Annotated in this window: 19 protein-coding genes; 4 read left to right on the forward strand and 15 right to left on the reverse strand. The window is 38.6% G+C overall.

Annotation, left to right across the window (positions count from 1 at the left end):
• The first annotated feature begins 33 nt into the window (after positions 1–33).
• From AOB46_RS02390 to AOB46_RS02400, 3 genes are read left to right on the forward strand one after another with little or no spacing between them, the layout of a single operon-like run.
• Positions 34–735: an ABC transporter ATP-binding protein gene (locus AOB46_RS02390; RefSeq protein WP_062696431.1), complete on the forward strand. Its 702-nt coding sequence runs from the start codon at positions 34–36 to the stop codon at positions 733–735.
• 3 nt (positions 736–738) lie between these two features.
• Positions 739–1,782, forward strand: a complete 1,044-nt coding sequence (locus AOB46_RS02395) for a hypothetical protein (protein WP_131724304.1) — start codon at positions 739–741, stop codon at positions 1,780–1,782.
• Between the two features lie 52 nt (positions 1,783–1,834).
• A complete protein-coding gene (locus tag AOB46_RS02400; RefSeq protein WP_062696433.1) occupies positions 1,835–2,278 on the forward strand; it encodes a hypothetical protein in 444 nt (147 codons plus the stop codon).
• A 398-nt stretch (positions 2,279–2,676) separates the two neighbouring features.
• On the opposite strand, the gene AOB46_RS02405 is transcribed toward AOB46_RS02400, so the two are convergent.
• Positions 2,677–3,477, reverse strand: a complete 801-nt coding sequence (locus AOB46_RS02405; RefSeq protein WP_062696794.1) for a patatin-like phospholipase family protein — start codon at positions 3,475–3,477, stop codon at positions 2,677–2,679.
• A gap of 362 nt (positions 3,478–3,839) precedes the next feature.
• The gene (gene lpdA / locus AOB46_RS02410; protein WP_062696434.1) at positions 3,840–5,228 is read right to left on the reverse strand and encodes a dihydrolipoyl dehydrogenase; all 1,389 of its coding nucleotides are present in this window, start codon (positions 5,226–5,228) and stop codon (positions 3,840–3,842) included.
• 278 nt (positions 5,229–5,506) lie between these two features.
• On the opposite strand from lpdA, the gene AOB46_RS02415 reads away from it, so the two are divergent.
• Complete coding sequence (locus tag AOB46_RS02415; protein WP_062696435.1) at positions 5,507–6,397, forward strand: hypothetical protein; 891 nt, start codon at positions 5,507–5,509, stop codon at positions 6,395–6,397.
• Positions 6,398–6,489: 92 nt separating this feature from the next.
• Here the strand turns inward: AOB46_RS02415 and AOB46_RS02420 are convergent, their stop codons facing one another.
• The 13 genes from AOB46_RS02420 to AOB46_RS02480 all read right to left on the reverse strand — a co-directional run bounded on the left by AOB46_RS02420 (position 6,490) and on the right by AOB46_RS02480 (position 22,453).
• The gene (locus tag AOB46_RS02420) at positions 6,490–6,753 is read right to left on the reverse strand and encodes a hypothetical protein (RefSeq protein WP_062696436.1); all 264 of its coding nucleotides are present in this window, start codon (positions 6,751–6,753) and stop codon (positions 6,490–6,492) included.
• Between the two features lie 136 nt (positions 6,754–6,889).
• Positions 6,890–8,365, reverse strand: coding sequence for an alpha-L-fucosidase (locus tag AOB46_RS02425; protein WP_241489148.1), 1,476 nt, complete (start codon positions 8,363–8,365; stop codon positions 6,890–6,892).
• A gap of 17 nt (positions 8,366–8,382) precedes the next feature.
• Positions 8,383–9,282, reverse strand: a complete 900-nt coding sequence (locus tag AOB46_RS02430) for a TIGR01777 family oxidoreductase (protein WP_062696437.1) — start codon at positions 9,280–9,282, stop codon at positions 8,383–8,385.
• A gap of 82 nt (positions 9,283–9,364) precedes the next feature.
• Positions 9,365–10,075 (reverse strand): YqjF family protein, encoded by a 711-nt coding sequence (locus tag AOB46_RS02435; RefSeq protein WP_062696438.1) that lies wholly within the window; start codon positions 10,073–10,075, stop codon positions 9,365–9,367.
• A gap of 35 nt (positions 10,076–10,110) precedes the next feature.
• A complete protein-coding gene (locus AOB46_RS02440) occupies positions 10,111–10,563 on the reverse strand; it encodes an SRPBCC family protein (RefSeq protein WP_062696439.1) in 453 nt (150 codons plus the stop codon).
• 3 nt (positions 10,564–10,566) lie between these two features.
• Positions 10,567–11,349: a fatty acid desaturase family protein gene (locus AOB46_RS02445; protein WP_062696440.1), complete on the reverse strand. Its 783-nt coding sequence runs from the start codon at positions 11,347–11,349 to the stop codon at positions 10,567–10,569.
• An 11-nt stretch (positions 11,350–11,360) separates the two neighbouring features.
• Complete coding sequence (locus tag AOB46_RS02450; protein WP_062696441.1) at positions 11,361–12,173, reverse strand: DCC1-like thiol-disulfide oxidoreductase family protein; 813 nt, start codon at positions 12,171–12,173, stop codon at positions 11,361–11,363.
• Entirely contained in the window at positions 12,170–12,541 is a 372-nt protein-coding gene (locus tag AOB46_RS02455; protein ID WP_062696442.1) for a hypothetical protein, read from the reverse strand. Before AOB46_RS02455 ends, AOB46_RS02450 begins: the two co-directional genes overlap by 4 nt.
• Positions 12,542–12,603: 62 nt before the next feature.
• On the reverse strand, positions 12,604–13,266 hold the full coding sequence (locus AOB46_RS02460; RefSeq protein ID WP_062696443.1) for a class I SAM-dependent methyltransferase: 663 nt from the start codon (positions 13,264–13,266) through the stop codon (positions 12,604–12,606).
• Positions 13,259–14,203 carry a hypothetical protein gene (locus AOB46_RS02465; protein WP_062696444.1) on the reverse strand — a complete coding sequence of 315 codons (945 nt, stop codon included), beginning with the start codon at positions 14,201–14,203 and terminating at the stop codon, positions 13,259–13,261. Before AOB46_RS02465 ends, AOB46_RS02460 begins: the two co-directional genes overlap by 8 nt.
• A gap of 153 nt (positions 14,204–14,356) precedes the next feature.
• The gene (locus AOB46_RS02470; protein ID WP_062696445.1) at positions 14,357–14,860 is read right to left on the reverse strand and encodes a GbsR/MarR family transcriptional regulator; all 504 of its coding nucleotides are present in this window, start codon (positions 14,858–14,860) and stop codon (positions 14,357–14,359) included.
• Positions 14,861–15,115: 255 nt separating this feature from the next.
• The gene (locus AOB46_RS02475) at positions 15,116–19,684 is read right to left on the reverse strand and encodes a TonB-dependent receptor plug domain-containing protein (protein ID WP_062696446.1); all 4,569 of its coding nucleotides are present in this window, start codon (positions 19,682–19,684) and stop codon (positions 15,116–15,118) included.
• Positions 19,685–19,687: 3 nt separating this feature from the next.
• Positions 19,688–22,453, reverse strand: a complete 2,766-nt coding sequence (locus tag AOB46_RS02480) for a hypothetical protein (protein WP_062696447.1) — start codon at positions 22,451–22,453, stop codon at positions 19,688–19,690.
• Positions 22,454–22,493 lie beyond the last annotated feature (40 nt).

A 22,493-nucleotide genomic window follows, 5' to 3' on the forward strand; every position in this document is an offset into this window, starting at 1 on the left:
TATTTTTATTTTTGCAGAAAGACAATACCTATTATGCCGCTTCAGATAATCAATTTAACCAAAAAATTTGGCGAACAGACTGCACTTAACCAGATCAACATTTCTATTGATAAAAATGAAATCATCGGGCTTCTCGGCCCCAATGGTGCGGGAAAATCTACCCTGATGAAATCCATTGTCGGGGCATTGAAAATTGATCAGGGTGAAATTATCTTTAACGGGATGAATATTGCTGAAAATGAAATTGACTGCAAAAGAAAAATAGGTTTTCTTCCCGAAAACAACCCGCTGTACCTGGAAATGTACATCAAAGAATATCTTCAGTTTGTAGCCAATATTCATAAAATTCCGGCATCCAGAGTAGACGAAGTCATCGAACTGGTAGGCATTACTCCTGAAAAATCAAAAAAGATCGGGCAGCTGTCTAAAGGATATAAGCAAAGAGTAGGACTTGCCCAGGCTATCATCCATCAGCCGGACCTGCTCATCCTGGATGAACCTACCAATGGCCTTGACCCTAACCAGATCATTGAGATCCGGAATGTTGTGAAAGAAATAGGACAGCAGAAAACCGTTCTTCTGTCTACCCACATCATGCAGGAAGTAGAAGCATTGTGCTCGCGGGTTATCCTGATTCATAAAGGCACCATTCTTCAGGACTGCCCTATTGATGAGTTTAAAGGCAGATTCAACAGCCTGGAGGAAGCTTTCGCAAGCTATACCGCTGTTTCATAAGCTATGATGGAGTTTTCTGTTACCAACGGACAGGGAATCATCAGGCTTATATCTGATGGTTTTGCCCACTGTCTGAGCATCCGGCGGACTGTTGCTGTTAACTGGCCTGACTGCCGAGGCAGTGTGGGCGAATATTATGCTGTATCTGAGCTTTCAAAAGAAGAACAGATTCATATGACCGATCAGCTTAATCAGGCTCTCATCAACGGAACAGAAGAGGAAATCATGGCCGGCATTCAGGAATTTCTTCAGCTTTTTGAAAACGGAACTTATCAGGTATATCCTGAAAATATGCCGGTTGACAATACGGATTTCCATACCTACAGATCTTTGCCTGCTGATGAGTTACCCTCTAATGGTGATTTTTTTTCAGGCTGGTTCTATCCTTTTAAGGATTTTGACCATATTTTTACCCTGGCAGGCAGCAGTATTGATGAAACAAGAGTCTGTTATTATATAGATCTTATCCGGAAAGGGGCACGTCCCAAAGCATTGGCATTCAGTAAATCTTACACTATGGACTCCGGAATAAGCTCTTCCTTTATTCTGGACGGCCATCATAAAATAGAAGCTTATATCCGGCTGAAAATGGATATTCCGGCCATTGTCATCTATAAACAAAACAACGGTTATGAAACGGCCCGGGATGTATTATATGCCGCACGTCCCCTTCTTAACGATGATGAGTTTGAGCATCTGTTCCAGAATGACGACGAGAATATCACTGAAATTAAATTTACGGATGATGAAATGCTGACTGCTGAGCTGGACAGAATTCTCCGATCATCTGAAAGAATCGATCCGGGGATTATCAATATTCTGATCAGGCATCATCAGTCCGGATCTCCGGAAGATAAAGAATGGCTGGACAGACGTCTTGAAGCGTTGAGAATTAATATTAATGTAAGTCTTTTCAATGACAACAAAAGCCTTATGACCTTTTCCCGTCAGTATGTGGAAAGATACAGGAGCCATGGGTGGTTCTCTAAACTCATTCAGCATCCTCACGAACTGGACAGCTGGATCAGGGAAACAATTTTGATATAAAAAATGGCTTTATTTTTGATGGGCAATTAACCTCAACAATAACCAATACAAAATGAATAAAACAATTGTACTAGGAATTTTCTGCATTGCTCAGTTTTCCTTTATGAACGCTAAAAATATTACCGGCGAACCATTACCATTTAATCATACAGCTTCTCACAGCTTTTTTCAGCAGGTTCCAAAAACGGTGATCATTAAGACTAAAAAGTTTAAGATCAGAATTGATAAGCAGCCTAATGGCAAGTATCTGTACCAATCGTGGGGAGCCAATTCCAGCATTACCACCAAACCACATATGATCATCAGCGATGGTGAGCTGGTTCCTGATGGCAGCGGAGGCAATTATTCCATCGTTTTTAACAATAATGGCTATACCTATCAGGTATGGAGAAATTACCTTACGGATTCTGCAAAAAAACCTCCTTATACCTTAACGGTTACTGATGATAATGACCAGGAGATCGTTAATGAATATGGAACCGTAGTGAAAAAATAAATAAAGAAATCCTGCTTCTATGCGGGATTTTTTTATACCTGTAATGAACAAATCATTAATAATCCCGGCTTTAACAGTCATCCTTGCCGCTGCCAATACGGTTATACTGATCATATTTTAGGCTCTGTTTTATAAAAAGTATTCAACGCGGAACTTTTTTGGAAAATTCCAGCGTTTATTACTTGGATCTTTATTATTTTCACATTGATCTGTAGTGTCTTTATGGGAGGGGAAATATCGTGGGATAAAAGTTACTTCTGGTTACAGACATTGGCTGTCATTATACAATTTTAGAGTCTGTGATAAAAAGAAAATAGATCAACAATTATCGTATTGATGCCTTTATAACTTCCTTCTTCCAGCTCCGGACTTCAAGCCTTATCCCGAATTGAAGTATATTAAGTTCCGGATTTTTGAAGTCCTGTGTGGAATCGGCTGGTATCAAAGCTTTCTTCTGCAGCCTTGTAACCAATATTGAAAATCTGGTCCAGACGGTCTTTTTTCCTTTCAAACGTTCCGTAGGTAGACAGTTCCTGTGAGGAAATGAACCAGTCGCAGTAATCAAATTTTATTTTTTCAATCCTGTAGGAAAGAAGGTCATAGGAACGGGAAACAATAGCTTTGATAGACTTCAGGTCTTTGATATCGATGTCATTGGGTGGAGATACAAAAACACCAATCAGCTTGTCACATTCATCACGGATAATATCAGCGGGAAAGTTATTCAGTACCCCACCGTCACAGTACATTTCATCATTAATGATATAAGGTGTTGTGATGCCCGGAATGGAACAGGATGCAATGATAGCGTCTACAACTTCGAAATCTTCATCAAAGATCTTCTGGGTTCCGGAAACAAGTTCTGTGGCTACAATCTTTACTTTGATATCCAGATCCCCCAACTTCATATCATGAAATATGGGTTTAAGATAGTTCCTGAAAATAACGGACGAAACCAACCCGGGCTGATTAAAAGCAAAGTGTTTCCAGTTGAAAAAGTAAACTGAATTGAAGAATTCAAGAATTTCTCCGGGAGTTTTTCCTACAGCATGAAGACATCCCACAATGGAACCTGCGCTACAGCATGACAGGACGTCCACCTCAATGTTTTTTTCGCTTAAGAATTTCAACACTCCGGCATGGGCAATTCCTTTGGTACCGCCTCCTGACAAAACAAGTCCTACTTTCTCAAAATTCATAGAATAAATGTAAGAAAACATGGCGAGAAAATCAGGTTAATTTTTCTAAATATGCTGATTTTATCATTATTTTAACAGAACATGATGCAGAATGGCTTATTCCGGATTGTATCAAAATATAAGAAGTTCATCAACCTGATGTTAATCTTTTTTGCAGACTTGAGGAAAAATTTACTGATGGCTAAATTCTACCATCCGGGAGAGGGTTAACTGTAAGGGAAATCTTTGAATGATAACCTGAGCCGGATGGGAAAACTCAGATTAAAGACCGGAAGTTTTGTTTAGTTGCAGGATTTTAGCCATGACCACAAAAAAAGCCCGGAAATTCCGGGCTTTTATATATCTGTAAGATCTTTTTAAGATTAGATGTGAATCACTTCACCATAAGCTGCTGCTGCTGCTTCCATGATCGCTTCAGATACAGTTGGATGCGGGTGGATAGATTTGATGATCTCATGACCTGTTGTTTCAAGCTTTCTTGCCACTACAGCTTCTGCTACCATATCGGTTACTCCTTCCCCAATCATGTGGCATCCCAGCCACTCACCGTATTTAGCATCAAAGATTACCTTGATAAATCCGTCTGTATTTCCGTTTGCAGTAGCTTTACCACTTGCAGAAAGAGGGAATTTACCTACTTTGATTTCATATCCTTTTTCTTTAGCCTGTTTTTCTGTAAGACCTACGGAAGCTACTTCAGGGTGGCAGTAAGTACATCCCGGGATATTTCCGTAATCAATTTTTTCAACATGCATTCCTTTAATTTTCTCAACACAGGTAATCCCTTCAGCAGAAGCTACGTGTGCCAGAGCCTGGGTAGGGATAATATCTCCGATTGCATAGTAACCCGGTACTGAAGTTTCGTACCATTCGTTTACCAATACTCTTCCTTTATCCGTCTGGATTCCCACTTCTTCTAAACCAATGTTTTCGATGTTTGCAGCAATACCTACAGCAGAAAGCAGAATATCCGCTTCAAGCGTGATGTTTCCGTTTGCTGTTTTTACATTGGCTTTTACTCCTTCACCACTTGTATCAACGCTTTCTACAGAAGCATTGGTCATAATTTCGATTCCGGATTTTTTAAGAGATTTCTCTAAGTGTTTAGAAACTTCTTCATCTTCTACAGGAACAATGTTCGGCATAAATTCTACAACCGTTACTTTAGTTCCCATCGTGTTATAGAAATCGGCAAATTCTACCCCGATAGCTCCGGAACCTACAACAATCATAGATTTCGGCTGCTCTGGAAGTGATAATGCCTGTCTGTATCCGATTACTTTTTTACCATCCTGCGGCAGGTTAGGCAGTTCTCTTGAACGTGCTCCTGTTGCAATGATGATATGGCTGGCTGAATATTCGGTTACCTTACCGTCTTTATCGGTAACAGAAACTTTTTTACCTTTCTGAACTTTGGCAGTTCCAAGAATTACATCAATCTTATTCTTTTTCATCAAGAATTCGATTCCTTTGCTCATTTTGCTGGCCACACCGCGGCTTCTCTGGATTACATTTGGAAATTCAAAGCTTCCTTCTACTTTGTTTAATCCGTAATCTTCAGCATGGTTAATATAATGAAAAACCTGAGCAGATTTCAATAAGGCTTTCGTTGGAATACAACCCCAGTTAAGACAGATTCCTCCTAAGTTTTCTTTCTCGATAATTGCGGTTTTGAAACCCAACTGTGCTGCTCTGATTGCAGTAACATATCCACCAGGACCACTTCCAATGACAATAATATCGTAATTCATTATTTTAAAAATTTTTATGCGAATTTAAGGAAAAAATTTTGATGTTTCGTGGTCTCCTGTTCCATATTTCACTGAACACAAATCCTGTTTTATCAATCAGAGGCTTAAAATACAGTGAAAAATTATCAGTTTAGTTTTAAACACAGATTTCTAATTCTGCTATATTTTATTCCTAACATCTCACCACTAAGAGATTTAATGTTAAAAAACCAACTTTAACACTCTATAAATAAATATGATAGAATAATTTTTTATATTTTAGCTTAAAAAATAAAAATATGAAAACAAAGATTATTACTTCCCTCATTTTGCTATGGGGTGTTTTATCGAATGCACAAGTTGGCATCAATACACAAACTCCTAACAGTACTTTAATGATTAACGGATCATTAGGAGCCAACTACAAAGAAATTACGGCTGTATCATATAACATTATCGCTACAGATCATTATCTTACGTATAACGGCTCAGCCAATACTACTTTTACGCTTCCGGTTATCGGAACGGGTACAACCAGCTTTACGGGCAGGATTTATAAGATCAAAAATATATCGTCATTTGATATTACCCTTCAGGCATCCAGTGGTAATACCTTAAGAATTGACAATAACCCGGTATCTTCTTTTACCATTCCCACCGGGGCCTATGCGGAAGTTGTGAATAACAGCAACACGACTTTGGGAACCTGGGATCTGTCATTTACAGTATTACCTAAACCCAACAACGTTGAAATTTTCGGAGTTCAGCTTTTTATTCCTCCGCATAAAGACGGAACTTCTCCTGTTGCAGACTGGACCAATCATACAGTGAGTACATACGATACAGGAACGGGAGCAAACGCATGGTGGGTCATCAGCAAAACCTCTACTCCCTATGGTCACACGACTAATTATGCCAATGCAAGCAGAATGACCCTTGTTTATGAATATCAGGGGCCGCCCTTCAATGTGAATAATATGTATCCTATTCTTACGGCGGGAAACAACTCAAGCTTTCCGGATGTGTTTACCGCTTCTTTTGTGAGTCTTGCGAATAACGGGACCGGCGGAAAAACGCGGCTTACGGTTTCAGTGGCCCGTATTGATTTTATCGGGAACAACGGTTCTAATAACAGTAACTGGACGGGAACTTTCCTCCTTAATCTTCTACTGGCCAGAAAAGTGTATTAAATATCATTATAAAAACACAAGAGCAGGACTTTTAGCCTGCTCTTTTTATTTATTCTGTGCTGTTTTTAATTGGTTAATCAAAAAAAATCTGATTATTTCATTCTTTTAAGAAGCCGTTTCTGGCTTTGATATTTCTCATTAAGTGCCTGCAGTTGTGCTTTTTTCATTTTTTTGGTTAAAAGCGGATGTTTCTGGATCAGTTTCCTTTCGGCTTTATATCTTTTATCCAGTTCACTCATTTTGTGATTAATCAACTCTGTTTTTGACGGATGTGGAGGAAGCGGAGGATGTTCCTGGGCAAAAACATTCATCGATAATCCTAATAACAATACGGTTGAAATAAATAACTTTTTCATGATATTTACATTTTAAGAGAATTTAATTATCTTAAATTCATCCTGATTTACGATAAATGTACATATACCATACCAAAGATAATTTCAATTCCCGGATAATCCAGGCTGGCAGATAAAACGGATCTTCCGTTCTCTCTTATTTCTTCATCTGAATAACTGTTGCATATTGTAATGCTGATCTGTCCCGCGGCATTTTAATTTCTATTGTATTACCGCTGTGCTTCCACTGTATTTTTGACGGAAGTCCTAAGATTTGTACAGTGTTAGGTTTGAAGTTTTCAGGGACGGTGAATGCAAGATTCTCCGGAGCTTTATATTCTGCTTTTTCACTGATGTGAAAAACATTTACAGTTTTGCCGTCTTTACTCCGGGTATAATAAAAATTCTCTTCGTGATAAGGGGCGATGCTTCTTGTAGCAAAAACCGCAGACTGGTTTTTCTCCATCCATCCGGAAATTTCTTTCAGTCTGTCATATACCACAGCATCGTAATCGCCATCAGGTCCGGGAGCGATATTCATCAGGTAATTACCTCCTCCTGAAATAATTTTGATAAGCGTTTCAATGATCTTTTGGGAAGACTTATAGTTGTCATCCGGAACATAGGAAAAGGAATCCCCCATAGTAATACAGCTTTCCCAGGGAATGGAAAGAGCGTGTTCGGGAACGGCCTGTTCGGGAGTAACATAATTCTCCCATTTTCCGGGAACGGTACGGTCTACAATAATAATTCCCGGCTGATTTTTCCTCGCCATCGTCCCAATTTTATCCATGTCGATGTCCTGCTCTACTTTGATGGTCCTCTGCCATTCTACGGCGGGATCAATGGAATGAAAAGGTCTTACCCAGCCGCCGTCCAGCCATAGAATATCGATTTTTCCATAACTGGAAGTAATTTCATTCAGCTGGTTGAAGGTGAATTTTTTAAAGCTATCCCATCTTTCGGGGTATTTCTTCGGATCGTAATTAACATTCCTGTCTTTTGGCGGGAAATAGGGCCACCAATAATTTTCGGAGTGCCAGTCCGGTTTTGAAAAATAGGCTCCTATTTTAAATCCTTCTTTTCTGAAAGTACTGAAGATCTCTTTGGTAACATCCGCTTTGGGATTTTTTGAAAAAGGAGTTTTGGAGGAAGTAATTTTATAATCAGATTCTTTGGTATCGAACATCGTAAAGCCGTCATGATGTTTTGTCGTAAACACCACATATTTCATTCCTGCTTTCTTTGCAGCATCTGCCCATTTCTGAGGGTTAAACCTGGTAGGATTAAAAGTCGTCTGCAGATTCTCATAGTTTTTCACATAGTCGTAATAGGATGCTCCGTGCTCCGGCTTTCTCTGTGTCCACGACTCATCTTCCGGGCAGAGGCTCCAGCTTTCCACAATTCCCCACTGGCTGTAAGTTCCCCAATGCATAAACAATCCGAACTTAAGATCCTGCCACTGTTCCAGATGCTGTACCACAAGAGGATCATCCGGCTTAACATAGCCCTCAGAAACATTGTGCGCCTGTGAAAAAAAGGCAGTTGAGATGAGAAATGACGACAGCAAAAAGGACTTTGACTTCTGTTTAACGGGCATATGAGGTTCGTTTTCTGCTAATTTAATCATCATTTCATTAATCAGCAAGTTTAACTTTTAAGCAAATCTTTCAGTGCTTCCTTAAGGTTGAAATACGTAAACTGAAAACCGCTTCTCATGATTTTTTCGGGGTATACATTCCTGCTTTTAAGCAATAATTCGGTTTCGGTTCCTAAAAGTGCAGAGGCTATTTCCAGCTGCCAGACCGGAGCATTTAATCCGAAAGGAATTTTCAACAGCTTTCTCATTGTCTTCATCAGGTCATTATTGGATACGGGTTCAGGAGAGGTTATATTAATCACGTCTGATATGTCTTCACGTCTTATGATCCATTCTACGGCCCGGCAGAAATCATCAATATGAATCCAGCTTACTTTCTGGTCTCCTCTCCCCTGTTTTCCGCCGAGCCCGAGTTTTGTGATCATTCTCAGTTTTGGAAAGGCACCGCCATCACACCCCAGTACAATAGAAGTTCTCAACGCTACTTTTCTTACGTTTTCACTCTGAACGCTGAAGAATTCTTTCTCCCAGCTTTTGCAGATATTCATGGAAAAATCGTCCCCGATAATTCCGTTCTTTTCGGTATTCTGCTGGGTTTCGGAATGGATGTAAATGGTTGCAGAACTTGCATTCAGCCAGACTACAGGTTTTACTTTACATCGGGTAACCGCTTCCTGAAGGATTCTCGTACTGCTGATTCTTGAGGTATAGATTTCTCTTTTATTTTTTTCGTTATATCTGCAGTCAACAGATTTTCCGGTAAGATTGATCAGCACATCAGACCCATCAAGAATACGCTGCCATTCGCCAAGGCTTTCTGCATTCCAGTAGATTTCATTTTTTCGTTTCGGATTTCTGGTGAGGATGAACACCTGGTCTCCTTTTTCAGTAAAGTATTTTTCAAGGTTTTCTCCGAGGAATCCGGTTCCTCCGGCTATGACTATTTTCATGGGGTTTAGGATTTAAAGTTCAAGGTTTAGGGTTCAAAGTTTAGCGGTTAAGAACTAAGATGCTTGTTTCCAAAGAGAGTTTTCAGATTTTTCTGAGGTACTTTTTTGTTTTTACCTGAATTTCGGAACCTTCTGCCAGCATTACGGAAACAGGTTTCTGATGGTTGAGACATTCAAAATCAGTTCCGTATATCTTGCTGAAGCAGAGGTCCAGCTGATGATTTTTTACATGGTAATGATCCCATTTTGGATGAACTACCTCATATTCTGAAGTACTGTTTTGCCGTTTGGTAAACCCATAATAATGCTCGGTAATGAATTCAAACTCTGAATCGGCTTCCATTTTTAAAAGTTGGTTTCCGGCTGTTATTTCAATAGAATGCCAGGCTTTATCTTTCCATGAATACCGGATTAACAGCTCATTATCCTTTTCATGTATCTTATTTTTCATGGGCATTGTGGTGTAATTTTCTTTATAAACGGAATTGGCCACAAAACTAAGGGCGGGCTTGGGAACAATTTCTTTAATAAAAACCACTCCTCTTTTCCAGATTCCGTTTTCTTTCTTTTTCACATAAAATCTGAGATTCACTTCCTCAAAGTTTCTGTGAAACGGAATGGGAAAACCAAGCAGCTTAGTATTGAGAAACATAAATCCAACCAGACTGACATAGCATTTATCCTGATAAAAATCGAGTTCCGTACCTTCCGGCAGGTATTTTAAAAGGATGTCAGGATTAATATCATAGTTGATGATGGCCAGTTTACGCCATTCTGCTTTTAAAAAGTTCATTTTTCCGGGGTTTTAATGGTTAAAGTAAGATGTATTTAATTTCCTTCTGCTGTTTTCCTGATCAGTTCGTTCCTTTGGAGCAGAAACTGCTTAAGGTAATTTTTAAGAAAAGCTTTGCTGAACATTTTCCCAATGATCCCGAATGGTGATTCAAACTCGAAAATGTCGATCATCAGGGTATTTTCTTGTTTAGCTTTAAAAATATGCTGATGTTTCATGCTTTTAAAAGCTCCTTCCAGCATGATATCGGTAAAGCGGTAAGGTTTTTCCATGCTGATGATTTTTGAGGTGAGCGTCTGGTAAATTCCCAGATGTTTTGCTCTCCAGGTTACCGTTTCATTTTCTTCAATCAATCCGGAGGTCCTTCCTGCAATTGCTTTTTCATGGGTTCCTGCAGTGGATCTCTGGTGCAGATCTATGTCTCTTGCCAGGTCAAACACTTTCTGAATATCTGCTTTGATGAGGGTTTCCAAATATATGCTTTCCATCTTTTAAAAGGTTTGTTTTTTATCCAGTTCAGGGAGTGCTTTATCAATTCGGGCAGCCAGTTCGGGCAGCTTAATGGTGGGAACTGCCGGAAACAGGTGATGCTCCATATGATAAAACATGCTGAACGTAAGCTTATTTTTCCAGAATCCCCGCTGCGTTCTTGCTACATTTGGGTGTTCATGGGTATCGTGATGAACCGTCCATACGGCAAAAAAGGCCATTAAAAATTCACTAAAGATCATCACTGAGATATGGTAGATCAGGAAATGAATCTGGAAATAAAAGGCTGCAGCTACAAAAGCGATGACTGAGATCAGCTCAAAGAGCATTTTCTTCCTGTAATTTTTATTGGCCAGCCTGAAAGTGATCAGATGAATCAGAAACATATGCTTAGGGCCATACAGAATGGCTTCATACCATTTCATAGAAGCAGGTTTCCCTTCATAATCTTCTTCGGAAAGGCAGTATTTATGATGTCTCATATGATTGAACTTTACAGCGTGAATAGAAGTCATCATCAGAATACTGTTAAGATACATAGACAGCCAGGTAAGGAATTTTCCGGTCCCGAGTGAATTGTGAAACCCGTTGTGAACCTGTCTGAGCGCTGTCAGGAAATAAAATCCCGAAAACGGCAGAGCAGCCCAGTAATATCCATGATAAGCCAGAAATAAGGAAATAAAGAACCACGGAAGGCTGATATTATTTTCAATCAGTATTTCCTTCGTGGAAAGAGACCTCAGATCCTTCCATTCTACTTTTTTTATAAGTTCGGCATGATTCATTTTTTAGTTTTTTAAAGGTTAACCAGAATAAGTACGGCTAAAACGGTCATTCTGAATATCATCCATGAAAGAGTAGGAAGAAGGTTTAATTTTAAAATCCGGCATCTTCTCAGATGCTCCAGAAACATAATAAATACTACTGTTCCAAAATAAATGATAGCAGGAACGGACGTCAGATTCAGCAGTAGAGCGGGGATCAAAAGCAAGGTTCCGATCAGGGAAACGGTCATCATATTTCCAAGATAATCCCAGATTTTGTTTTTTAAATACACTCTTAAGAATAAAACCTGCCAGGCAATCTGTCCAAAACATATCATGAGTTCTCTCCAGAAATTCTTACTGATTCCTAATCCTAATTTCGCAGAAAATATGCTCAGAACACCGGCTGAGAACATGACCACAAAAACCATATAAGCCAGTCTGTATTTCAGGTTAAAATCAGGAGTACAGGCCTGTTCCGTGTGATCTTTTTCTGACGGAATGATCTGTTTTCTGTTGTAAGACACAAAAGAATACATTTTTCTGAAAAACCAGTAGAGCGGCTGAATCCTCGCTATTTTCTCCAATAATGGGAATGAATTCCCGATAATCAGCAGCAGGCTGTCCAGGCCATAAACAACCTTACTGCTTTCATGATTGATTAATGCAATTTCATTTTTGGCACGGTGGAAATCAATCAGCTTTCTGTTCTTTAAACTTAACTCCGTAAAGGCTTCACGGCCGTTTTCATCAAGCATTCCACAGCTGGTAAAACCTTTTGAATAGATGCTGCACATCGGACATTCATTGTCGTAGATCAGGGTGTGTTTTTTTAAGGTTTTCATGATTCTGAGTTATAGAATTTGTAATTTATATAGCAATAGTAGATGTATATAATCGCCATAATCGGACTGTACATCAGAGAAGACATTAATAGATAGAGCAGAGAAGCAGGGTATTTAAAGGGCCCCATCAGAAAATAGACCAGCAAAATAATCCAGACCGGAAGAATGAGTATTCCATAGGCGATATATCCCGGAGATTTTTTTTCTTTTAAAAACAGTCTTATCATAAAACTGATCAGCTGTGAGCCGCCCACAATAAAGTAAAAACGTAAAGCTCCCATATCCTGAAATCCGTTAATTAAAGACAGAAATCCCACTAACAGAGCGAAAATCTGTATGAAATAATCAATCTTTGTAAACGTTTTCATGATAATTTATTTTAAAAATAATAAAACCGCCTTTGGTTATTTATACAATTCCTGATTTTAGATTAACCTTTTTTTACATGCAGGATTTCAATAAGATCAAGATATCTTTTATACGTCAAAACCGATAGGTTTTCATTGATGAAATGTTCTTTAAGATTGTGCAGGCCCTCATATTGATTGATATAATAGAATAATTCCTTAAACTCTTTTCCAAAGATTTTTGAAACCAAAATTTCAATATAGCATTTCACACAGCTGAACCGCCATGGAGTTCTGGGCTTAACAAATTCTACAATGATAATCTCACCGTTCTGGTCTATAATTCTGGATAATTCCTCCGCGAAAAGCTGCTCTTTTTCTTTTTCAATGGTCTTTGTACCGTAAGAACAAAGAATAATATCCATGGAACAATCCTGAATCCCGTTGCTGAAAAAGTCTTTTTCAATCTGCCTGATGGAATACCGTTCTTTAAACTCCGAAGACAGCTTCCGGTTCATGGCTGAGGAAAAATCCAGAGTTACAATACGGGTATTTTTATTTGGCTTCTGAAGATACCTGAGATTTTCTCCCTGTCCGCTCATCAGGTCCAGCACCCTTTTATCGCTATAATTTTTTACTTTTCTCACCGCCATTTTTCTGAATAGCCCTGTAAAGCCTAAGGAAGCGATTTCGTTGATATAGTATTTCGGCTGGATGTCGTTAAAATAGGTTTGCAGATCAGTCATGTTCAGTTTGGTTTTTAATAGAATTCAATACATGTCCCTGCATTTTATCCAGAATATAATTGGACCATTTCTTCCAGTACCATTTCGGAGCAATCTTATAGCTGTATTGAGTTTTCGCAGTTATTTTTGTTTTGTTTTCTGAAAGTTTTTCCAGAGAAATTTCGCCGTAATTGACAATAAAATACTCGTGTAAATGTTTAGCATCTATTTCGTCATAAGGACTTACTTCTTTCATGGGTACGGTTTGGTTTTCCAGAGAAAATTTAACTTTTTTGTTGTCTGTGAATTCGTCGATATTCAGATTGATCTTATCATTATTGGTTGTACAGGTGTAAAAAGATCTGCCGTTATGTTCAGTTAATTTTATACTTTGAGGATAGCTTACTCCTTTTTCAAACAAGACAAAATCCGGTTTGCTGAACTTTATTTCTGTACTCAACAGCTGCCATACTTTTTCTGAAGGAGCATTGACAATCATTTCGGTAGTCACTGTATCCTGAATGGGTTCCGCATACGTATCAAAAATATAGGAAGCCGGATTAATGATAAGAAAAAACAGGAGAACACTGCCGGTATATCTTGATTTATCCAGGTTTCCAAGGATTAATCCCACAGAATATCCTACCAGTATAGCAAAAGCGATAAACGGAAGTGCCATGATAATACAGATGGCTCCTTCTATACCGCAAACAATAAGAATAACCGATATTATAAGCAAACCTCCGGCTATTTTACCTCCTATAGTGAGGATTTTTCTTATACTGAAGTCTTTAAAGTAGGATAAATACCCAATAATAAATCCAATGGTGATGGGTATGGTAAGGAACAGGGTAATTCCATAACTTCCATTTTCTATCAGCAGGAACCATGCGATAATAATCAGGGCAATGATGGTGAAAACCAGCAGGTAAAGATGTTTTTCAAATAGTTTTGTCATGGCTTTTGTTTTTAAGTTTTAAAAAATCAGATTTTTACGAAATAAAAGATCAGAAATAAATGAATGATCAAACTTCTCATAATTTTTATTTATTTTATATTTTCAGTAATTTTTGAAAATCAATATGAAATAAAAAAGGATGAATATCCTCTTCTATTTTAACAGGTTGGTGATCTTCCCTACCAGCCAGTGGTCGTCACTTTTGATTGCCAGATCCATAATATTGCTGATCTTATTGGTAACTGAACTGAAATCCCCCATCAGTTTTATAAACTCTTTTGCTTCATCCGAGTCCTTGTCTTCAATATTTCTCAGTTCTTCCAAAAAGGCAATCACCGGATCAATTTCTCTTTTTCTACGTTCTTTGGTGATTTGCTTAAACAGATACCAGACATCTTTTTCTGCAACAAAATATTCTTTCCGATCTCCTTTAATCAGCTCTTTCCTTACAATTCCCCAGTCAATTAAAGCCCGGAGATTCATATTGGCATTTCCTCTTGAAATTTCCAGCTGTTCCATCACTTCATCAGTAGAAAGAGGCTTTCCATTCGCCAGAAGCAATGCATGAACCTGCGCCATGGTACGGTTGATTCCCCAATTGGTAGCAAAGGTTCCCCACGTCTGTATATACTTTTCTTTTGCTTCTGAAAGCTGCATATGTTCTTTCTTTTTAAATTCCTGTTACAAATATAATTAAATATTTTGAATTTTCAATAATTTTTGAAAATTAATTTTGCTCTTAATTACCTTATTTAAATTTTTCTATTTTATAATAGATGATGATTATCAGAAAACTCAATGACACAAGGATTTAAATTATTATGCTGTTTTTAAAACCTCTGTTTTCTGTGTCATCTGTGGGAAATAAAAATCCCGGATCATGCCGACCCGGGATTCAGACTATTTTTTTATTTAGTATTCTGTTTTTACTGTTACTCCCTGATTCCAGAATTTAGATTCCGGCATATAATACATGTAGACATTACTGGATTTTCCGGTGTACTCGCCTGCAAATTCCACTTTCAGGTCAAGGTTGATTACTTTGGTTTCCTGGGCATCAAAATGTTCCCAGTACAATACCAGATAATTATCGGAAATCTCATAATAAGATATCTGTTTTTTATCGATAAGATCTTTCAGCAGGGCATTTTGTAAGGACAGTCCGGCAGGAATACCAATTTTTGCAGTAACCATCGGCAAAGGTCCGTTGATTTTATTTTTAACATTTACTGTCATTCTGCTGGTCTCTCCTACCTTTGAAATTCCCTGTTTTAATCTGGTTTCCAATATTACCGGAATATCTTTGCTTTCAGGTGCCTGAAGTGTATAATACTGATATTCCAGCTTGTAAGGAAGCCCTTTCTGGATTGAGCCGTCATATTCTACTTTAATTTCATTCTGTCCGGTTTTATAAGCTGAAGACAGGCTGAGATCCGGTTTTGTTTTTGCTCCGTTGATGGTAACAACCGGTTTCTGTGTACCGTATAATTTCTCATTTTTCGCAAAGAAATCAGATAAGGCTTCCAGAGCAAGTGCCGTTGCCTGTGTAGATCCGAAACCGTAATATCCGTTATAATTAACAAGCCTATCAACAGCTTCTGCAATTTTCAGTTCATTCAGTTTTTCATCTTTCTGCAATGCCATGATGTACAGCGATAAAGTTTCTGCTTTGGCAGAAAAGCCTCCCGAGCCGGTAAAAGTAGTTTCTGTTTTCAGCTTATCATTTTCATACTGCTGATTCAGAAGGGTTATGAGTTCCTGATAATCGCTGTCTTTATTAAGATGGGCTGCCGTATTGGCCATTAAAGCCAGCTGATATGAATCTTTGGTTGCTTTTGCTTTATCCAGTGCTGTCTTATAGACCTGATCCAGCCCTTCTTTAATTCCTGATTTAGAAAGCGCATAGATTACATACAGATTCCTGGACCATGCGTGTTCATTAAAAGGGCGCTGCATTTCATAGCTCTTTCTCACTTCAAAAACTCCGTTCTGATTTTTCTTAGATAAAATAAAGGAGGTCAGATTCTGTATGATCCTCTGGTCAATAGGAACGTATTTTTTCAGGTCTTTAAATTCCATCAGGGCAAATGCAGATACCGCAGCATCAGACTCCGAAGAATTGAAATATCCGAAACCGCCGTCTCTTCCTTTATAAGCAAGCATTTTCTGAAATCCTTTCCTCATATTTCTAATCACTAAAGCTTCTGTTTCTGGTGTTATTCTTTTAATTGCTTTGAGATAATCAAGAATAAAAATATTAGGATATACTGTTGATGAAAGTTGCTCAAAGCATCCGTGAGGTTCCCGTTTCAGCCTTTCAAGATCTTCAAACAGCTGAAGGGCTGTATTATCAAATACTATATAGGAAGAAAAAAAACTTCCGTTGATGTAATCCGGAATAACAGGGTGTATGTTCTCCGCCTTATTGCTGATCAGGGAATAATGATGCGGAAATCCTTTTTCTTCCACATTAAACGGAAAAATTGCTGTTTCCCTGAAATCTCCTGACTGTATGGCAAACTGGATATTGGAACTGATGACATCATCCGTCTGCATTCTGACCAGCATTCTTCCTGACTCTAGTGGCTTTAAAGTAATAATACTGTCGAATTCTATTAATTTAACCCGGTTTGGAACAATAACGTCAAGCTTCATTTTCCGGGTTTCTGACGAATTATTTTTGATAACAACAGGAATGGTCATCTGGTCTGTCCTCGTCAGGTATTGTGGAATTTTCGCATCAATGGCAATCAGACTCTGCACCGCATAAGTGGTTTCATCCCTTCCAATCTGCCCTGTTCCGGAAATTCCTTCCGTCATGATCCTGAATGCTGAATTGGCATCAGAATTATAAAATTCAACTTTGGCTTTCCCGTTCTTATCGGTTTCCACTACAGGATTCCAGTACAGGGTTTCCCGGTAATCAAAACGATAGGGCGTATTGGTAGTTTTGTAGACAGGATAGGAAAAATTTCTGCTGTATGAATAAGACAAAAGGCTATCTCTCGGAATGGCCATTACGGCATAATAGGTTTTCGGGGTAATATCAGCTTTCAGTCCTGATCTTTTATTGCTTAAAGAATTGATAATCACCACCCCATTTGCAGCCCGACTTCCATAAACAGAGGTTGCGACAGCGTCTTTCAGAATGGTTATATTGTCGATGTCATTAGGATTAATGATCGCGCTAAAATTCTCTACAGGCATTCCGTCTACTATAAACAGAGGTGTTTTGTTTGAAATAGAGGTTGTCCCTCTGATCCGCAGACTGACCATACTACCGGCCTGTCCGTTTGGAGAATTTACTGTTACTCCCGCTACTTTACCATTCACAACAGAAGCAAGGTCCGGGTTTTGTAATTCTTCTGCTTTGACAGGCGTTACGGCTGCTGTGAGGTCCTTTTTTCTCATTACACCATATGCAACCATAACTACTTCTTCAATACGGGTATTCTTCATTATTGTATCTTTCAAACTTCCTCTCGATCTTGAGGGTCTTTCCGGACGGTTTCTGAAAGTCTGTTTTGAAGTTTCCATATTCGCTTGCTCTGACTGGGGTTCTGCCTTCAGTTTTATGGTTCCTGCCTCTTTCAGCGCTTCTTTTACCACCTCTTCCACATTGACGTTATTCAGGGATTTTTTTGCCAAAGGATTGACAGCCAGCCTATAGGATAAAATTCTGATTTTCACTTCCTGTTTCGGCTGAAAAGATTTGGCAATCAGCTTGTAGCCATAAGACTGTTTGAGATCTGAAAAATAAAAGGTTCCTTCGTTTGAAGTTTCCTGTTTCAACACTCTGCTTCCTTCTACCAGATAGATATCTGCTTTCACAGGGTTTCCTTTTTCATCTTCAACAATTCCATAAATAGGGTTCTTTTTTTCGGGAAGGTATTTGTATTTCTGATTTTTAACCACTTCCGGAACCAGCTCAAAATACCGATATCCGTTGGTAAGCATCACCAGATCAAGACTTTTCTTTGCTTTTTCTTCTTTTTTATCAAAATAAAACTGGGGTTTTTCTATTTTCCCTTTCAGTTCAGAATCCATGAGGAGCCATGAAAGAATATGATTCTGCTTGTCATCTGCATATGTCCACAGCTTATCATCCACTACGCTCATCGCAAGATTGGCAGGAATAGGTTTTCCGTTATGGTCTGTAGTCTCAATATCCAGAACCACCTTTTCCCTTGGAAGATAATGCTTCTTTACCGGTTTTATCTTAACGTTCATCTGCCGGTCTTCATTGGTGAAGACAATCCGTTCTGCAAGAGGCTTTTCTCCTTCTAAAACCGTAAACCTGCTGATTCCTGACGGAAGTTCACTTTCCGGAATTTCAAAACGGTTCTGCCCTTTTTGCAGGGAAAGCGGCTTGCTGTAGATCTCTTTTTCACGGAAACTGCCTTTCACCACAATATTCCTGTTATCTGTGGAAGTAATGGTGAAATAGATCTTCTGATGATCTTTCCGGAGGTTAAAAATAATACCTGCATCCTGAGCTGTAGGAAGCGGATATATCTGTGAAATATTTTCAGGCCGGGTCACTTTTGCATAATACGTCTGTCCTTTTTCAGGGGTGAAAATAAAACTTCCCATTCCGAAGTTATATGCAGACGCTTCAGCGACTTTCTTATGATTCCCGTTATAGATTTCCAGTACTGCGTCTACAGGTTTTTCAAATTCATCAAGAATTTTGAATGCTATATTCTGTTCTGTTCCGTTGATAAAAGTTCCTCCTTCCGGCATGAATTTTACATCCAGCTTATTGAGAACAACCGGAATATTTCTGGAAATGGATTCTGTAAACCCATCAAAAACCACTTTGATATTAAGAAGTGCATCTGATGATGTTAAAACTTTGGGAAGATTAAATTTAAGCTGGTTTTTTCCTTCTTTATCTGTTATCAGGCTGCCTTCCGTTACTTTTTCCCCGTTGTACATCACGGTATAATACGCTTCATAGAACGGAATTGGCAGGTTGGCAAGACTCCGCATTGAAAAATCAGCCGTTACCTCATCTCCTGCCCCGTATCCCTTTTTAGGGAAATCGAGCTTCATCAGAATTCTCGGCGAAACCACTTTCTGAAGGGTGATTTCTTTTTCAAAGGCATTTTTTCCTTCTTCATTCTGCATCCAGCCTGTAAATGCCCTGATTTTGTAAATTCCACCTTTCATATCCTCATTGAAATAGAAATATCCTTCTGACCAGCCGTTGGTAATCTCATATTTATTTTTTGAAACAACACTTCCTGACGGATCAATCAGCTCAAAATTCACCACCCGGCTCTGGTCTGCGGGAAGATTGTTTTCAGCCTGTACTGTATAAATTTTAAAATACATCGTCTCACCGGGTTTGTAAAAAACATGGCTGGTCTGTATATAGGTTTTTTCTTTTTCGAAATCTTTAAACTGCTTCTGCGCTTTCAAGTGATTTGAAAACAACGCGACGAGCAGTACAATATATGCTGTAAATCTGAAATTCATACTTTAAAATTGAAATGAAACCATACATCCGAAAGTCTTGTAGGAAGGGAGATTGAAGAAATCAAGCCCTCTTCCGTTATCCAGATCATAAAAGTTCTGGTTAGGATCTGCCCCTTTATTGGCCTGCCAAAGCAGAATATTATTCACATAAAGCGTTACGCCAAGCCCTCTTTTAAACCGTCCGACATCGAACTTTCCGGTCAGCGAGATGTTATTGATCCTGATGTAATCTGCTTTCTGAACATAGTCTTCCGCTACTCCCAGATAACCGTACCTCGTCCACCGGTTCTTTGAAACATTCTGCCCGGGATCATAGAAATCCACCGGAATCTGGTTGACATTTCCTCCTGCATTCACTCCCTGGAAGACATAATTTTTGATATTTCTGTCTTCACCAGAACTTTGAGAACGTCCGTAATAATCCATTACCGCCTGAGTTCCGTTCCAGATCTGGCCGCCCTTCTTCCACTCCCAGTTAATGTCCAGGGTCAGCATCTTATAGTTGAGATTATGATTGAATTTCATGACAAAATCGGGAGTGGGATCGGAAATAATTTTCAGTCCGGCGGCCTTTTTGGGGTAACCGAACTCGTCAATAATCAGCTCTCCCGCAGCGTTTCTTTCAAAATAGCTTCCCTTTACCGCACCCAGAACCTCCCCTTCTGACAATGTCTTGTAAATATCTCTGAATCCTGAAACCGCTAATCCGTTATATCCTGGTTTTACGCTGTTTACAATATCTTTATACTTAAAAAAGGAAGCTTTATTCGTCATCCTAAAATCGCTGCTAAAATATAGGTTATTGTATTCGGCACTAACTTCAAAGCCATTATAGGTGTGGTCTGCTACATTTTTGAGCTGCAGTCTGTTGTTTTCAAAAACAGGGAAAACATCATCCGTTATTTTCCTGTTAAAATATTCTGCTTCAAAATTCAGGTGGCGGCCTGTTGTGTAGATCAGCCCAATTTTTCCTTCCCTGCTGTTGATATTGGAAATAGTACGAAACGTTTCTGCTTCAAGCACAGGGAAATACTGATAGGCATCCTGAGCATTCAGCCTTGTGGTGGCATAAGAGGTATAGGATTTTGTAATTTCCGGTTCCGAACTCAGCCGGGTATAGCTTCCCAGAATTTTGAAGCTTGTATCATACCAATTAAAGATTTCATCAAAAAACAGGTAAGCATTCAGTTTCGGAAGCCAGTAATTATTTTGAGCTGAAGTGTTTGATATATAGAACGCATTTCCCACATTAAATCCTGTTCTGAATCCCCGATATCCCTCATAATCAAATTTATAATTCAGAATATAATCCTGCGAAGTTCTTTGGTAGGTATATTTTGTCTGCGTAAGGCTGTTATATACATCGGTTTCCCTGTTATTCAGAATAAAATTAAAACTTAATACACTTTTATGATTGTAATCTCCCAGAGAATAAAACCCCTGAACATTGGAATAATAAAGTCTGTTTTTCTGTTCCCTACTGTTATAGATACCATTTACAAAGCCATAAGTAGAGGGTTTATAAAGGTCAGTATTTTGGAAAACATCATTTTCATACGTCTGGCTGATATTCAGTTTCCATTTATTCCAGTTTCTTGACAGATCAAAGCTGAACTGTCTCCTCTGATCCCTGTAATTATATTTGCTGTTCTGATCCAATAAGAAATAAGGATTGTCTGCCAACCGGCTGTAGCTTCTTTGGGTTCCATCCGGCAGCAAACTGTTCTGCACATTTGAAAAAGAAACCGGAGTGAGCAGTGAATTTTGATAAACCCTGTTGTAAAGCCCTATACGGTTTGAATTCACCGCCTTATTATTGTCATAATTAAAACCGAAATTCAGAGAAAACTTAAGAATATCTGCATACAATTTGGTTTTGAATGAGTTGGAAATATTATACTGATCAGCAAAATACATCATATCTTTCTGCTGACCCAGATCGACGGATAAACGTAATTTGTCGTAATATTCTCTTTTCAGAGTGCCACTTAACCTCAGTTGATTATTATACCCGGCCACTGTTTTGAAAATATCATTACGATAGGCTTTTGCCGGAGACATTCTGTTGGTTAAAGGAATCAGTCTGCCATTCACATCATACGGATAGGGCTGATGATCATATCCTAACGAAGAAATATCAGGACCAAAGCTGAACATTTCACCTGTTTCAGGACCTTTCCATATCAGTTGTCCGCTTTCTGAACGCCCCTGTACATAACGATCTTGGGTTTCTGGAATTGAATTTCTCTGTTTAATATCAAAGGAGGTAGTAAAACTCCCGTTAAAGACAAGGTATTTTTCCGGCTGGCTCTTTATTTCGTATGAATTTTCACCTGTTTTTTTTATCCTTCTCACCTTGTATGAAGAATACCCTGAATTGTAATCTCCGTGGGTGAATCCTTTTGAATTCTCCAGGCTGAACTCATCTTTAAATTCTTTAGTTACCAGACTATCATAAGCACCACTTGTAATCTTTCTCACATTTTCTCTCGCAATATGATCTTCTAAAATCTTTTTGAGCTCCTGGGTTCTGCCTACTATGAGTCTGCTTTTGCCATTGTTCCAGGTCAGAGTATCATTCTCTTTGGCTTCAATAATGGTAAAACCTCTTTCATCGGTAAGTTCATAAACTCCGTTATTTTTATTATAAACCTTTAAAAAATTCTTTGGGTTATCTTTCAGGTCCAAAAATGTTCCTGAATAATAAGTGTTTTGTGAAAACAAGAAATTAGCCGCCAATGGCAGGAGTGTCAGATAGATTTTCTTCATACATGGTTATCTGTTTAAAAGTAAATAAAAAAAAGAAATC

It is taken from the genome of Chryseobacterium indologenes, from assembly GCF_001295265.1.
Classification (GTDB): domain Bacteria; phylum Bacteroidota; class Bacteroidia; order Flavobacteriales; family Weeksellaceae; genus Chryseobacterium; species Chryseobacterium indologenes_A.